The organism is Skermanella pratensis, from assembly GCF_008843145.1.
GTDB lineage: Bacteria > Pseudomonadota > Alphaproteobacteria > Azospirillales > Azospirillaceae > Skermanella > Skermanella pratensis.
In genome coordinates this window covers 1089181-1104525 of the sequence record NZ_CP030265.1, presented here as the reverse complement: position 1 = coordinate 1104525, position 15345 = coordinate 1089181, and the positions used below count along the sequence as shown (strand labels likewise).

Genomic DNA, 15345 nt, shown 5'->3' with positions numbered 1-15345 from the left:
CGAGGAACGGCCGCGCGCGGCGGGTGTTGCCCCGAACGGCGGCCATAAGCGCGAGGAGATGGACGCGATGAAGATCGATCCGAAACTTCGGGAAGACCTGGCTCAGAAACTCTATGAGGAAAGCGATCGGACCGGCGTCGCCTGGGTGCGACGGCCGGAGTCGGTCAAGCATGCCTTCCGGGAAGCGGCGGAGCGGAAGCTGCGCTCCTATCCCGACGACCATGCCGGGCATGGACAGGACCGGATCAGGCAGGAACGCGGCAAGCTCACCGTCGGCGGGGGCCGACATACCGACGGGCCGCACCGGGGCAAGCCGGTGATGGAGCCATGCACCCGGTGACGCCGGCCGGCTCGATCGGCCCGGCGCCCGACCACTTGGTCCTGGACACCAATGTGTTCGTGGCGGCTGGGCTCAAGCCGGGAAGCAACGCCGCGGCGGTGGTGAAGGCCGTCCGGGAGGGACGTTGCCGGCTCGCTTGGAGCGAAGCGACCCGGCGGGAGACCGAAACCGTGGTCCGCCGTATTCCCGGACTCGACTGGGATCGCTTCGCCGGTCTTTTCGCGGCGTCCGGAGAACATCGCGGCCCGCTCGACGTTTCGTCCTCCTCCAGGGTGGAAGATCCGGGCGACCGCAAGTTCGCGGCGCTCGCCTGGGCGACCGGGGCGGCGCTGATCACCAGCGACGCACATCTGCTGTCCTGCCGCGACGAACTCCCGGTCACGGTGTTGACGCCACGGGAGTTCGTCGGCGGATCGACGACCTGAAACCTGGCCGAAACCTGGGCGGAAAAGCACCATGTCCTTCATAGATACCCTTGTCAGCCATCTGGGCGAAACCGGCATCGAGACGGACGACCTGCCGCTCCTGGTGCCGGCGGTCATCGCGGCGGGCGCGCTGGTCGCCTTCGCCGATGGTGCCGCCGATGGCAGGGAACTGCGGGAGATCGACGCCGAGGCGCTTCGCTGCCTGATGGGCGACGAGGAGCGCGCCGCGGACATCCACCGCGTGCTGGACCAGCATCTTTCCAATTTCGACCGCGACCGGACCTTCGGGCACGATCGCGCCCTGGCGGTATTGGCGGATTTCGCGCCCGACGCGCCTGTGGGACAGCGGCAACTGGTCCTGCGTTCGGCGCTTCAGGTGGGAGGAGCGGGCGCCGGCCGCACGCCGAGTCCGGGGGAGCGGGATGCGGCGCGGGAAATCGCCCGGATACTGAGGCTCGATCCCGACGCCCAAGGGCTCTGATACAGTCGGAAAACCGCAAGTCGGCGTCGGCCGAGGGCCGACGCCGACTTGCGATGACTTGCAGGGTTCTTCAGGAAGCCCGGCCGATGGCATCAGCCCCGGGGAGCGACCACCATGCAGTCCTGGCCCTTCGACTCGAGCCGGGAGCAGGCCTGCTCGGCGGCGGCCTTGGTCATACCCGTGAAACGGGCCTGGAACACACCGGTACGGGTCTTCAGGACGGTGCTCTGCGCGCCCTTGACGTGAGCCGGGATGACCTTCGCGGTCGTCGTCAATCCGGTCTGGCCCGCCTTGTGGCTCTTGTAGCTGCCGACCTGGATCGCCCACGAGCCCGACTTGGCCGCCGGAGCCGCCTTGGCGGCCGGCTTCGGAGCCTTGGCGACCGCCTTCTCCGCCCGCGCGGCGTCCGCCTTGATCGTGGCGCGGACGGTCGGGACGACGGCCGCGACCTCCACCGTCGAGACGGTCCGGCCAAGCGGCTTGACGCCGAAGCCATGGTCGAGCAGGGCCGCGACGCGGTTGTCCCGTTCGCGCGAGGTGCGGCCGCCCAGGACCACCGCGATCAGACGCCGGCCGTCGCGCACCGCCGTGGCGGCGAGGTTGAAGCCGGAGGCATTGACGAAACCGGTCTTGATGCCGTCCATGCCGTCGTAGCGGTTCATCAGGCGGTTATGGCTGTGGACCACCGCGCCGTTGTAGGAGAAGCTGCTGCGGCTGAAATAGGGGTAATGCCGGGTGTGCGTCCTGATCAGGGCCTGCGACAGCGTCGCGATGTCGCGCGCGGTCGTCTTCTGGCGCACGTTCGGCAGGCCCGAGGCGTTCATGAACGTCGTGTTCCGCATGCCGATGATGCGCGCCTTCGTCGTCATCATCTCGGCGAAACCCTCTTCCGTGCCGCCGATCGCCTCGGCCAGCACCACGGCCGCGTCATTGGCCGACCGCGTCACCAGGCCGAGGATCGCGTCCTCCACCCGGATCGACGTGCCCGCGACCAGCCCCAGCTTGGAGGGAGACATGTTCTGGGCGCGCCGGGACACGGGAATGAACTGGTCGAGGGCCAGTTCACCTTTGTCCAGGCTGTCGAACGCCAGGAACAGCGTCATCATCTTGGTCAGCGAGGCGGGCTGGGTCGGGAGGTCCGGATTCTGGGCGTGCAGGACGACGCCGGTGGCCGGATCGATCAGAAGCTCCGCATAGGGCGGCGGGGCGGCCGAGGCGGGAAGCGGGAACAGCAAGGCGCAGACGATCGCTGCGACGAGGGAAAAGCGCGACGGCATTTCAATGGAGCGGCGAAACATGATGGTTCCTGAAAAACACTGCCGCACCATGATTAGGCGCCATTGGTTAAGAAATTAAGAACTTTGTTTCATTCCTTTTCAGTGACTTGCGGCCCTTCCCTATGACAAAGGTTAAGGTCGGGCCGCACGACGGGTCGGAGCCCCATGCCGGGAAACATGTCTGGAAGAGACGGGACGTTTCGAGGCAAGGCAGGTTCGGATCCAGCCCGTATCCTACCGCGGGACGCCGAATCGGGCATCGGGTGGATACGGCTTGCCTCATTTCGGTTTCATTATAATCTCGGATCGTTAAAGTTCCATCAAGCGGGACGTCCGGCCGGATGTCCCGGCTTCATGCGGGGGTACCCTGTTCGCCCGGCTTCCCGCAACCGATGTCAATTGCAATCCGCCGTGCCTTTTGGGAAAGACCACCCGAGATCGAAACCACCGCACCGCCATCACGGAGCCGCTTCCGGCATGACACACCCATTCGTGCGAGACTCCGATGACTGAGAGTTCCGATCCGGCAACGGGCAAGCGGTTCCGGATCATGATCGTCGAGGACGACGCCCTTGTCGCCCTGGGGATCCGCTGCACCCTGGACGAACTCGGCTACGAGGTCTGCGGCGTGGCGGCGTCCGAGCCGGAAGCCCTGGCGCTGGCGGGCCGGACGCAGCCGGAACTGGCGCTGATGGATATCCGGCTGCGCGGCCCGACCGACGGGATCGACACCGCGCGGCGCCTCCGCGCCGAGTTCGGCATCCGGTCCGTCTATCTGTCGGCCTACACGGACCACCAGACCATGAGCCGGATCACCTCGACGTATCCCCTTGGTTTCGTCCAGAAACCCTATTCGGCCGTGCAGCTTCGCATGGCGCTGGACCTGGCGGTCCGCCGGCTCGGCGCCTGAAGCGCCGGGCGCCGGAGAGGGCGGGTCACGCGGACATTGAGGAGGATGGAGCATGACTGAGCCGCTGAGCCTTGAACAGGGCCGGCTGACCCTGCCTCTCCTGCGGCGGGTCGCCCGCGACGCCCGCATGCCGGTGGCGCTGGCGGAGGGCTGGCGGGCCGGAACCGAGGCCGCGGCGGCGACCGTTTCCGACGTGATCGCCCGCGGCGACGCCGCCTACGGCATCAATACCGGCTTCGGGCTGCTGGCGCGCAGGCGCATCCCGCCGGAGAACCTGCGCGAGCTTCAGACCCGCCTCGTGCTCTCCCACGCGGCCGGCACCGGCCCGGCGCTGCCGGCCGACGTGGTTCGCCTGATCCTGGTTCTGAAGGCGGCGAGCCTCGCCCGGGGCCGCTCCGGCGTGCGGCCGCTGGTGATCGAGACCCTGCTGGCGCTGGTCAACCGCGGCGTGCTTCCCGTGATCCCGGCCAAGGGGTCGGTCGGCGCCTCTGGCGATCTGGCCCCGCTGGCGCACATGACCGCCGTCCTGACCGGCGTCGGCGAAGCGACGGCCGGGCGCGGGATCGTTCCGGCGGCGCAGGCTCTGGCCGGGGCCGGGATCGAACCGCTGGTGCTGGAAGCCAAGGAAGGTCTGGCGCTGCTCAACGGGACCCAGGTCTCGACCGCCCTGGCACTGGCCGGCCTGTTCGCCGCCGAGGATTGTTTCGCTGCCGCACTGGTCGCGGGGGCGCTTTCGGTCGACGCCGCCAGGGGCAGCGACGTGCCGTTCGATCCCAGGATCCACGAGCTGCGCGGACAGCCCGGCCAAATCGAAGTCGCCCGCGTGCTGCGCCGCCTGCTCGCCGGCAGCGCCATCCGGCAGTCGCACCTGACGGGCGACGAGCGGGTCCAGGACCCCTACTCGCTGCGCTGCCAGCCCCAGGTGATGGGGGCCTGCCTGGACCATCTCCGCTTCGCCGCGCAGGTGCTGGAGCGGGAGGCCAACGCCGTGACCGACAACCCGCTGGTCTTCCCGGACAGCGGCGACATCCTGTCCGGCGGCAATTTCCACGCCGAGCCGGTCGCCATGGCGGCCGATGTGCTGGCCCTGGCGATCGCCGAGACCGGCGCCATGTCGGAGCGGCGGACCGCCCTGCTGATGGACGCCACGCTGAGCGGGCTGCCGCCCTTCCTGGTGGCGGAAGGGGGCCTGAATTCCGGCTTCATGATCGCCCAGGTGACCGCGGCGGCCCTGGCGTCGGAGAACAAGCAGCTGGCGCACCCGGCCAGCGTCGACAGCCTGCCGACCTCCGCCAACCAGGAGGACCATGTCAGCATGGCGACCCACGGCGCGCGCCGGCTGGGGGAGATGGCATCGAACACGGCGGGCATCGTCGCGATCGAACTGCTGGCTGCCTGCCAGGGCGTGGATTTCCACCGGCCGCTGGAGACCTCGCCGGCGCTGGCCGACGCGCTGGCGATCGTCCGGGCCCGGGTGCCGTTCTACGACCGGGACCGCTACTTCGCCCCGGACATCGCCGCCGCGACGGGGACGGTCATGGAAGGGCTCTGGCACGCGTTCATGGACGAAGGGCTTCTGCCGGCAGCCCTGTGAATAGGGGATCCGGTCCCCTATAATCATACAAAACCAAGACCGCATGCACCGGGGAGGCAGACAAAGAATGCGCGGACTCATGATGGACAAGCCGCTGCTGATTTCTTCGCTGATCGATTTCGCGGAGGAATACCACGGCACGACGGAGATCGTTTCGCGCACGGTCGAAGGGCCGATCCACACCTATACCTATGCCGAGGCCGCCAAGCGCGCGCGGCAACTGGCCAACGCCCTGATCGCGCTGGGGGTCCAGCCGGGCGACCGGATCGGCACGGTGGCCTGGAACGGGTACCGGCATTTCGAGATCTACTACGCCACCTCCGGCATGGGGCGATCTGCCACACGATCAATCCGCGCCTGTTCCCGCCGCAGATCTCCTACATCATCAACCACGCGGAAGATTCCTACCTGTTCGTGGACCTGACCTTCGTGCCGCTCCTCGAAGGGATCGCGGAGCGGCTGACGGGCGTGAAGGGCATCGTGGTGATGACCGACCGGGACCACATGCCCGAGTCGAAGCTGCCGAACCTGCTCTGCTACGAGACGCTGGTGCGCGGCCATTCGGACCAGTACGAGTGGCCCCGGTTCGACGAGTGGACCGCCTCGTCGCTCTGCTACACGTCGGGCACCACCGGCAATCCCAAGGGCGTGCTCTACAGTCACCGTTCGACCGTGCTGCACAGCTACGCGGTTGCCCTGCCCGACGCGCTGAACCTGTCCTCGCACGACGCGGTGATGCCGGTCGTGCCGATGTTCCACGTCAACGCCTGGGGGCTCCCCTACGCCTCTCCCATGACCGGAGCGAAGCTGGTGTTCCCGGGCGCCAGGATGGACGGCGCCAGCCTGCACGAGCTGATAGAGCTGGGCGGCGTGACGGTCAGCGCCGGCGTGCCGACGATCTGGGCCGGGCTGATCCGCTACATGCAGGAGAATGGCAAGACGTTCAGCACGCTGAAGCGGACGGTGGTCGGCGGGTCGGCGGCGCCACGCGCCATGATCGAGACCTTCCAGGACGAGTTCGGGGTCGAGCTGCTGCATGCCTGGGGCATGACCGAGACCTCGCCGATCGGCTCCGTCTCGCGGCTTAAGCCCGGCATGGAGACTCGTTCCGACGACGAAAGGATGGCGATCAGGGCGAAGCAGGGCCGTCCCCTGTTCGGCATCCGCATGAAGATCGCCGACGACGAGGGCAAGCCCCTGCCCCACGACGGCGTGGCCTTCGGCCACTTGAAGGTGGCCGGGCCGTGGGTCTGCGCCCGCTATTTCAAGGAGGCGACGCCATCGGCCCATGACGACGAAGGCTGGTTCTCGACCGGCGATGTCGCCACCATCGACGCCGACGGCTACATGCAGATCACCGACCGCAGCAAGGACGTGATCAAGTCGGGCGGCGAGTGGATCAGCTCGATCGACCTGGAGAACACGGCGGTCGCCCACCCGGACGTGGTCGAAGCGGCGGCGATCGGCATCGCCCATCCCAAGTGGGACGAGCGCCCGCTGCTGGTGGTGATCCCCCGGTCCGGCAGCGGCCTGACGCGGGAAAGCCTGCTGGCGTTCTTCGAAGGCAAGATCGCGAAATGGTGGCTGCCCGACGACATCGTCTTCGTCGAGGAGCTTCCCCACACCGCCACCGGCAAGCTTTTGAAGACGAAGCTGCGCGAGCAGTTCAAGGACTATCGCCTGCCCACCGCAGCGGAGTGAGCGGCCGGGCGAGGTAGCGGCGGCAGCGGCGGAGATGGTATTGGAGCGTTCCACACCTAAATGGCTGGGACGCCCCTGGTTCACCCGATCCCCAGGACATCATGAAGGCCGACCTCCACGCGCCGCCCTCCCCAAGCGACGACGGGACCCCACCCGCCGGGACCGCGAGCGAAACGTTCCGCCACGCGCCGGCCAACCCGGTGGTCCGCCATTGCCTGATGGCGCTCGGCTTCGTGATGGTCGCCCTGGGCACCCTGGGGGTCTTCCTGCCGGTGATGCCGACGGCGCCCTTCCTGATCATCGCCGCGTGGGCCTTCTCCCGCAGTTCCGAGCGGTTCCACCGCTGGCTTTATGAGCATCCCCAATTCGGTCCGCCGCTGGTCGCCTGGAACAGGCACGGCGTGATCCCGGTGACCGGCAAGGTGCTTTCGGTCATAGGAATGTATGGCAGCCTTGTCCTGGTGGTCCTGTATGTCGCGACCGACTGGGTCCTGCCGACTGTCCATTTCGCCATCATCACCGCCGTTGCGGCCTATATCCTGACGCGGCCGAGTCGGGCTCCGGACTGACCGGCAGGCCGGAAATCCAGCCTACGACGGTTGCGAGGCAAGCCAGTCGAGCAGCGCCTCGCAGTCCTTCAGGTCGGCGCGGTGGACCTCCCGCAGGTCCGCCAGCACGCCGCACAGCTCGTCGCTCGCGACGCGCGGCAGGGTCGCGTCGAACTGCGAGATCACCCAGGCCATGCCGCCGTTGAGCAAGGCCAGGCGTTCGGCCAAGGCCTCAAGGCCGAGCACCTCGTCGTGGAAGCTGCTGGTGACGCCGGACGGGGTGTCGCCGAGCTGCGTGACGATCCGGGTGAGGATGCCGCAGAACCGCGCCTGGTTTCGCTGGACCGACGCCAGCAGGTCGGTCACCTCCCGCTGCTCGAACTCCGCCAGGAGCGCCGTCAGGATCTTGGCGCTGGCGCGGCCGACCTCCAGCATGGCGTTGAGCGATTGCGCCAGGTCGGCGTCCGGGAGCGGGTCGACCACAGGCGCACGGCCGGAATGGGCCGGATCGAGTTCCGAAGCGTAGCAGGGCGGCGAAGCATAGCTTGCCGTTTCAAGGTCGGACATGCTCAATACTCCTTCAATTAAAACATAAACTATAAGTACCTGTTTTGGAAACCCGACCTAAAAAATATCCCGAACGTTAACAGGAATAATCAAGGCGACCACCTGTTCGCAGTAGCGTTGATCGGCAAACCTCTGATCGGCCGATCGATGACTGTCCTATACATCACTATGGTAATTGAAGGGAGTCGCTCGGATGCGCAACAAACTTTGGCTGGTGCTGGCGCCGATGATGATGCTGGGTCTTGCCGCCTGCGGCGAGGATACAGCGTCGACCGATGAGCCCGCGACTCCGCCCGCCGCCGATGCACCGGGCGCCGCGGGCGGTTCGACCACGCCTCCGCCCGCGACCGGCACGGGCACCCAGTAAGACTCCGCCCGAAGTCCCGGGGGAGATCCCTCAGGTGCCGCCCTCCTCGGGCGGCACCGGCCGGGGCCGGCGGTCCTCGCCGATCGCCACATAGGTGAAGACGCCCTCCGTCACCTTCGTTGCGATCCGTCCCTGTCCCCGGCGGATCCAGGTATCGACCTTGACCGACATGGATGTCCGTCCGATCCGCTGGACCGTGCAGTAGCAGCTCACCTCGTCGCCGATCAGCACCGGCTGGTGGAATTTCATCGCCTCGATGCCGACGGTCGCCACCCGGCCGCCAGCGCGCCGGGCCGCCACCATGCCTCCCGCTACGTCCATCTGGGCCAGCAGCCAGCCGCCGAAAATGTCGCCGTTGGGGTTGGTGTCGGCCGGCATCGCGATCGTGCGCAGCGCCGGGCCATGGCTGAAATCGGGGCTGAAATCGGGGCTGAAATCGGGTTCCTGATCGGCCATCGCGGCTTCCTCTTGAGTCAAAGGGCGAATCCGAATACCAAATATTGTAGCGGATCGATAATGCGGCGCTGCGTCCACTTGCGGAAGCAGTGATCTAATTCCTATAATATGGCCATGAGCGATCTATTTCAAAACACCGTGCGCAAGGAAGACAGCTACTCCGCCCAGGACATCGAGGTCCTGGAAGGGCTGGAACCGGTGCGACGACGCCCCGGCATGTATATCGGCGGCACCGACGAACGGGCATTGCATCACCTCGTGGCCGAGATCCTGGACAACGCCATGGACGAGGCCGTGGCCGGCCATGCCAGCCGCATCGATTTGGAGCTGGCGTCCGATGCGACCGTCACGATCCGCGACAACGGCCGCGGCATCCCGATCGACGAACACCCCAAATACCCGGGGAAATCCGCGCTCGAAGTCATCATGACGACGCTGCACTCCGGCGGCAAGTTCAGCGGCAAGGCCTATGCAACCTCCGGTGGTTTGCACGGCGTGGGATTGTCGGTCGTCAACGCCCTGTCCGACCGGCTGACGGTGGAGATCGCCCGCGACCGCCAGCTCTTCACGCAGAGCTACAGCCGCGGGCTGGCGGTGGGCGACCTGGTGAGCCTGGGCGCCGTCCACAACCGGCGCGGCACCACCATCAAGTTCCATCCCGACGCGCTGATCTTCGGCGAGGGCGCCGCCTTCAAGCCGGAGCGGCTGTACCGCATGGCGCGGTCGAAGGCCTATCTCTACAAGGGCGTCGAGATCCGCTGGGCCTGCGACCCGGAGTTGCTGGGTCCCGACGCGGTGACCCCGGCGGCGGAGACGCTGCATTTCCCCGGCGGCCTGAACGACTACCTGACCGCCGCGCTCAAGGACCGCAAGGCCCTGACTCCCGCCCCGTTCGCGCGCGAGGTGCCGTTCCCCGGCGACGCCGGGCGGGCGGAATGGGCGATCGCCTGGCCGGAGGACGAGGAAGGCTTCATCCATTCCTACTGCAACACGGTGCCGACGCCCCAGGGCGGCAGCCACGAGATGGGGCTTCGAGCGGCGCTGACCCGCGGATTGAAGTCCTTCGGCGATCTGGTCGGCAACAAGCGGGCGGCGCAGGTCACGGCGGACGACGTGTTCGGCGGGGCCACCATCCTGCTGTCGGTGTTCATCCGCGACCCGTCCTTCCAGGGCCAGACCAAGGAGAAGCTGGCAACCGCCGAGGCGGCGCGGCTGGTCGAGCTGGCGGTCAAGGACCATTTCGACCACTGGCTGTCGGCCGATCCGGCGGCGAGCAACCTGCTGCTCGACCACCTGATCGACAAGGCGGAGGAGCGGCAGCGCAAGCGTCAGGCCAAGGAGATGTCGCGCAAGACCGCGACCCGCAAGCTCCGCCTGCCGGGCAAGCTGGCCGACTGCAGCCGCAACACGCCGGACGGCACGGAGATCTTCCTGGTCGAGGGCGACTCGGCGGGCGGCTCGGCCAAGCAGGCGCGAATCCGCGAGACCCAGGCGATCCTGCCGCTGCGGGGCAAGATCCTGAACGTGGCGAGCGCCAGCGCCGACAAGATGCGGGCCAACCAGGAGCTGAGCGACCTGATCCAGGCGCTGGGCTGCGGCGTCGGCCGCGACTTCTCGTCGGAGAAGCTTCGTTACGAGCGCGTCATCATCATGACCGACGCCGATGTGGACGGCGCCCACATCGCATCGCTGCTGATGACCTTCTTCTACCGCGAGATGCCCGGCCTGATCCAGAACGGCCACCTGTACCTGGCCCTGCCGCCGCTCTACCGCGTGACCCACGGCGGCAAGTCGGTATACGCGCGCGACGACGCCCACAAGGACGAGCTGGTCAAGACCGTCTTCGCCGGCAAGAAGGTGGAGCTGAGCCGCTTCAAGGGCCTGGGCGAGATGCAGCCGGCGCAGCTCAAGGAAACCACCATGGACCCGGTCAAGCGCACCCTGCTCCGGGTCGTGGTGCCGGACACCCATGACCCGGAGATGCGCGGGCAGGTGGAGCAGACCAAGTCGCTGGTCGAGAGCCTGATGGGCCGGAAGCCCGAGCTGCGCTTCCAGTACATCCAGGAGAACGCCCGGTTCGTCCAGGACATCGACGTCTGACGGGGGACGCCCGACGCGCCGGGACGGGCTCACCCTGCCGTAGAACCGGGCGACGGGCTCGGCCGATAGCGTTCGCGGACATGGCCTGATCGTTTCTTTGGGGTACTCCCAATGAGAAAACCATCGTACCATCCAGGTGAGAGCAATCGATCCATGACCTGAGCGGCACGGACAGTACGCCGTGGATCGTTCATCGACCGATCCCAGATGGACATGGCGCCACAAATGGATGAAGTGCCCTACCAGTTTCCAGCCTATGTCGAACTAAGACGAGACATCGTCATCAACAGCGATCTCTGGTCGGAAACATCGAGAATTCTATCCGCCGATTTCGGATTCGAGGGTATCGTCGGCATTCCCGGCCTGACGTCCGCCGCCGATCTCAATCGTGCCGTCGCGGCGGGAGCTGGCGTGAACGGCAACCTCGCCACGCTCTCCCCGGCGCCCCCGCTGCGCAATCTCACCTCCGCCGTCCCCGTCGCCGGCCTCCCGGCGGGCGGCTACGGGGCGACGGTCGTCCAGGCCGACGCCTTGCCCGTCGTGTTCGGCTGGCCGCTGCTGCCGAGCACCGTGTCGCCGACCGACATCGCCATCCGGCTCAATACCGGGCAGGTGGTGACGCCGTTGGCGGCGGCTCTCAATCCGAACTACGATTACAACGAACGGAATGTGATCGTCGTGTTCGGCCAGTTCGGCAACCGGCTCGCCCCGGGGACCCCAGGGGCGGTCTATCCGGTTTCGGTCGAGATCGTCGCGGACGACACTCCGCTTAAGGTGATCGGGCCGAACGGGCCCCAATCCGCCGTCGGCCTGACGGCCGCAAGCCGCAATCCCTACGTGGCCGGTCCCGCCATGCTCGGCGCCCGGTTGACCAGGTTCTCGTCGGTCGGCGATTTCGCGCCCGCTTCGCTGGGCGGCAACCTGCGGAACGACGGCGCCTCCCTTTACCCGGGCAATGCCGTCTACCGGCTCCGGCTGCTCACCTCCGGCGGGTTCTCCCCGGACGGGGTCAGCGGCAAGCTGCCGACCGAATTCGCCCGCTATTTCCGGCTGGAGGCCAGGAACGCCGGCGGGCAGACCGTGGTCATCGACCGTGACGGCGTGACCTACGACCTCGGTCCCGGCATCGGGTCGCTGAAGGTGCTGGGCTTGGCCGAACTGGGACCGCCGGCCAACAGCACCACCAGCGTCTATGGCCCCTACTATCGGGAAGACCACGACAATTTCATCGACATCATCCTGAGCGGTGACGAAGCCGCCGTTCGGAGCCTCGTCAACGTCGTCCTGCCGACCGCGGCGGTCACCGGCTACAGTGACATCTATACTCCCGGCGGCCCCGGCACCACTCCCACGCCGGGAATCCTCTACACCAAGCCCGCGCGGCCGCAGACCATCGCCATCGATGTCAAGCTGGACGGACAGGGCACGGTGAGCCATGCCGCCCAGGCGGTGGGCGGCTACGACGCCGCCGACGGACTTCCGGTGGTGTTCCGGCTGCATCACCCCGTCACCGCCGACACGATCTACACGGCAAGCACCAAGCAGGCCCGGTCCCTGATCGCGCAGGGCTACGTCGAGCAGGGCGTTCCCTTCTCCAACGAGCCGAACCACAGCGCCCTGGTCGGTGTCCGGGAATTCCATTCGGCGGCCGGGACCGACCACATCTATACGGCCGACGCCGCGGAAATCTCCCGCTTGCGGCAGACCGGCAGCGGATATGCCGACCAAGGCACGGTCTTCAGCGCGATCGGCCAGCCGACCGCGGGCGCCGGGCCGATCTACCGATTCCACTCGGCGGCACTTGGCGACCACCTCTATACGCCGGATCTGACGGAAGGCTTCTCGAAGAACGGCTACGCCTATGAAGGCATTTCCTGGTACTCCGCCGTCCTGCTCCCCGGCCTGAGCGGCGACGTGGTCTTCGACCGGTCGGACGCGCTCGATTTCAGCGACGCGCTGACCGGTTCCGGCACTCTGACGAAGCGGGGCACGGGCATGTTGACCCTGTCGGCTGCCAACGGCATGACCGGGACCACCGCCGTCCTGGACGGCGTGCTGAACGTCACCGGCAGCCTTGCCGGAAGTGCCGCGACGGTGTCGAGCGGCGCGACGCTGGCGGGAACCGGGACCGTCGGCGCCGTGGCCGTGGGCGGCACCATCGCGCCGGGCGACTCCGGCGCCTCCATCGGCACGCTGTCCGCGATCGGTCCGGTGACGTTCGAGAGCGGCTCGACCTTCGCGGCGAAGATCCACCCTGCCCAGGCCGACCGTCTCGCGGTCGCCAGTTCCGTGGCGCTCGACGGCGGCACCCTGCGGATCCTGCCCCAGGAGGGGTCCTACTCCACCGGAACGTCCTATGATGTGATCACCGCGACCGGCGGGATCACCGGCCGCTTCTCGACGGTGGACGTGGCGGAGCCCGAACGGTTCCGCGGACTGGTCCTCAATGTCGGCAATTCGGGCACCGCCCTGCGTCTCAACCTGGCGACCGGGGCGATCCTGACCGGCGGACCCGATACGGTGATCTTCAACGGCCAGGCCCTCACGTCCGGCATCGCCGGTCTAGGCGCCGACGACACCGCCGTGTTTCTCGGAGCCGCCGGCAGCGTGACGGGCGACATCGACGGAAGCGGATCCCTGGTGGTCGGATCGAGCCAGGGCACCTTGGCGACGCTGGCCCTGGAAGCCGGCAACCAGTCCTTCGGCACGGTCGTCACCCGGCCCGGCGCGACGCTGACCGTCAATTCCCGGCTTCAGGCGCAGTCGCCCCTCCTGAACGGCGGCACCCTCGGCGGCGACGGGACCGTTTCCGGGACGGTGGTCAACACGGGAACGCTGTCTCCCGGCAATTCGCCGGGAGTGCTGAAGGTTGACGGCGCGATCATCAACATGGGCGATTCGGCGGCGCTGCGGATCGAGGTGGATGGACCGACGGCGGGCAGCGGCGATGGCTTTCACGACCGGATCGAGGTGACCGGAATCCCCGGCGGCTTCACGGCTTCGGGTACGCTCGTCCCCGTTACCCGGGGATTCGCCGAGGCCGAGGCTTCCGGATACACACCCGCCCTGGGCCAGGGTTTCGATATCGTCGGCGCCACGGGCGGCATCCTGGGCGGTTTCTCCGGCCTGACCCAGCCGACGACGGGCTTGCCGGCCGGCACGCGGTTCGACGTCTCATATGGGACGGACAGATTGTTACTGGCGGTAGCGCCGGCGTCCTACGCGTCGCTGGACGGTCTGACCGCCAATCAGGGGGCGGCGGCGGACACGGTCGAGTCGCTGCGCCCGGCGGCTGGAACACGCAGCGGCACGGATCGGGACACCCTGTTCAACTCGCTCTATCTCACGGCGCCGGCGGCGATCCCCGCCGCGCTCGATCAACTGGCGGGCGTCATGCACGCGGATGCGGTGACGGCGACGCTCGGCACCGGGCGCCTGTTCGGCGAGTTGCTCGCCGACCGGACGGCGGCCGTCCGCCGCGGCTCGGCCGGCAAGGCGGTGGGGCCCCTGACATCCTTCTCGCTGGGAGCGACCGACGCCGGGACCGCCGGGGCCACGACACCGTCCGGGAATGGACCGGCGGACGGCGGATCGGCAAACGGCGGATCCATGAGCGATCCCACGATGCCGACCGTCTGGGGCCGCGCCGTGGCACGATTCGCCGACACGTCCGGCGACGGCAACGCGGCCGGCTTCGATTCCACGACCGGCGGCTTCGCGTTCGGCCTCGACGGCAAGATGGCGCCCAACTTCGATCTGGGGGTGGCCTTCGGCTATTTCCGGACGGATGTGGACGCGCGGAGGGACGGCGGAAGCACCGGCATCGACAGCTACGCGACGGCCGCCTACGGATCCTATTCGGCCGGCAACCTTTTCGCCGACGGCTCGCTGACCTACTCGTTCTCAGACTACGACAGCCGCCGGCCGATCCGTTTCGGCACCGTGGACCGGACTGCCGATGGTTCGAGCCGAGGACACGGCTTCGGCGCGGCCCTGGCCGTCGGATACACATGGCGGACACAGGGCGCGATCGTGGAACCCGCGGCTTCCGTGCGCTACGACCGGATCACCCGGAACGCCTTTTCCGAATCCGGCGCCCAGTCCCTGGGGCTCGCCGTCGCCGACATGACCATGGACACGGTCAGGACCGGTCTCGGCGTCCGCGCGGCCAAACGTTACGAACTCGGCGGCTTGGTGGCCGAACCGGAGGTCAGGGTCCGCTGGGACCATGATTTCCTGGACCGGGCCGCCGATAGCCGGGTCTCGCTGGCGGGGGCTCCATTCCAGGTGTCGGGCACCGAAGCCGGCCGCGACGCCGCCGTGTTGGGCATGGGGTTCGTCGCATATCTGGAAAACAGCCTGGAAGGCTTCGCCGGCTACGATGTCGAGCTGCGCGACGGCTCGTCGGCGCATCGGGTATCGGCGGGCTTGCGCTACCGCCTTCGATAAAGGGGAACCGCTTCCTGGCGGCAGTCGAACCCGCGCCTACTGATGGGCCGGAAGCCGGAACGTCTCGCGCGGTTGGGCGTCCCGGAACTTCCTTCCTCCAGGGGCTGTTGGCATGGACGGTGCTGCGAAG

Annotated in this window: 12 protein-coding genes and 1 pseudogene; 10 read left to right on the top strand and 3 right to left on the bottom strand. The window is 67.7% G+C overall.

Annotated features, from left to right (window positions below; all coding sequences use genetic code 11):
- Positions 1 to 67 precede the first annotated feature (67 nt).
- Genes DPR14_RS05010 through DPR14_RS05000 form a run of 3 tightly spaced genes read left to right on the top strand, consistent with a single transcriptional unit; the run spans position 68 to position 1246 of the window.
- Positions 68 to 340, top strand: a complete 273-nt coding sequence (locus DPR14_RS05010) for a hypothetical protein (RefSeq protein ID WP_158044176.1) — start codon at positions 68 to 70, stop codon at positions 338 to 340.
- Positions 328 to 765 carry a PIN domain-containing protein gene (locus DPR14_RS05005; protein WP_158044175.1) on the top strand — a complete coding sequence of 146 codons (438 nt, stop codon included), beginning with the start codon at positions 328 to 330 and terminating at the stop codon, positions 763 to 765. The genes DPR14_RS05010 and DPR14_RS05005 overlap by 13 nt, the downstream gene beginning before the upstream one ends.
- Before the next feature lie 31 nt (positions 766 to 796).
- The gene (locus DPR14_RS05000) at positions 797 to 1246 is read left to right on the top strand and encodes a TerB family tellurite resistance protein (protein ID WP_158044174.1); all 450 of its coding nucleotides are present in this window, start codon (positions 797 to 799) and stop codon (positions 1244 to 1246) included.
- Positions 1247 to 1338: 92 nt separating this feature from the next.
- Here the strand turns inward: DPR14_RS05000 and DPR14_RS04995 are convergent, their stop codons facing one another.
- Positions 1339 to 2544 (bottom strand): D-alanyl-D-alanine carboxypeptidase family protein, encoded by a 1206-nt coding sequence (locus DPR14_RS04995; protein ID WP_192499284.1) that lies wholly within the window; start codon positions 2542 to 2544, stop codon positions 1339 to 1341.
- Positions 2545 to 3028: 484 nt separating this feature from the next.
- On the opposite strand from DPR14_RS04995, the gene DPR14_RS04990 reads away from it, so the two are divergent.
- From DPR14_RS04990 to DPR14_RS04975, 4 genes and pseudogenes are all read left to right on the top strand, one after another.
- Positions 3029 to 3433 (top strand): response regulator, encoded by a 405-nt coding sequence (locus DPR14_RS04990; protein ID WP_158044172.1) that lies wholly within the window; start codon positions 3029 to 3031, stop codon positions 3431 to 3433.
- 52 nt (positions 3434 to 3485) lie between these two features.
- A complete protein-coding gene (gene hutH / locus DPR14_RS04985; RefSeq protein WP_158044171.1) occupies positions 3486 to 5027 on the top strand; it encodes a histidine ammonia-lyase in 1542 nt (513 codons plus the stop codon).
- A 43-nt stretch (positions 5028 to 5070) separates the two neighbouring features.
- Positions 5071 to 6728 (top strand): annotated as a pseudogene (locus tag DPR14_RS04980) (3-(methylthio)propionyl-CoA ligase).
- A gap of 101 nt (positions 6729 to 6829) precedes the next feature.
- Positions 6830 to 7297: a YbaN family protein gene (locus DPR14_RS04975; protein ID WP_158044170.1), complete on the top strand. Its 468-nt coding sequence runs from the start codon at positions 6830 to 6832 to the stop codon at positions 7295 to 7297.
- Between the two features lie 21 nt (positions 7298 to 7318).
- Here the strand turns inward: DPR14_RS04975 and DPR14_RS04970 are convergent, their stop codons facing one another.
- Entirely contained in the window at positions 7319 to 7843 is a 525-nt protein-coding gene (locus DPR14_RS04970) for a DUF6306 domain-containing protein (protein WP_158044169.1), read from the bottom strand.
- Between the two features lie 193 nt (positions 7844 to 8036).
- Here DPR14_RS04970 and DPR14_RS27145 point away from each other — a divergent pair, with 193 nt between their 5' ends.
- Positions 8037 to 8210 (top strand): hypothetical protein, encoded by a 174-nt coding sequence (locus DPR14_RS27145; protein WP_192499283.1) that lies wholly within the window; start codon positions 8037 to 8039, stop codon positions 8208 to 8210.
- 30 nt (positions 8211 to 8240) lie between these two features.
- Here the strand turns inward: DPR14_RS27145 and DPR14_RS04965 are convergent, their stop codons facing one another.
- The gene (locus DPR14_RS04965) at positions 8241 to 8666 is read right to left on the bottom strand and encodes an acyl-CoA thioesterase (RefSeq protein ID WP_158044168.1); all 426 of its coding nucleotides are present in this window, start codon (positions 8664 to 8666) and stop codon (positions 8241 to 8243) included.
- A gap of 114 nt (positions 8667 to 8780) precedes the next feature.
- Here DPR14_RS04965 and parE point away from each other — a divergent pair, with 114 nt between their 5' ends.
- Both parE and DPR14_RS04955 read left to right on the top strand, forming a co-directional pair.
- Positions 8781 to 10766, top strand: a complete 1986-nt coding sequence (gene parE / locus DPR14_RS04960) for a DNA topoisomerase IV subunit B (RefSeq protein ID WP_158044167.1) — start codon at positions 8781 to 8783, stop codon at positions 10764 to 10766.
- A 225-nt stretch (positions 10767 to 10991) separates the two neighbouring features.
- Positions 10992 to 15215, top strand: a complete 4224-nt coding sequence (locus DPR14_RS04955) for an autotransporter family protein (protein WP_192499282.1) — start codon at positions 10992 to 10994, stop codon at positions 15213 to 15215.
- The last annotated feature ends 130 nt before the right edge of the window (positions 15216 to 15345 follow it).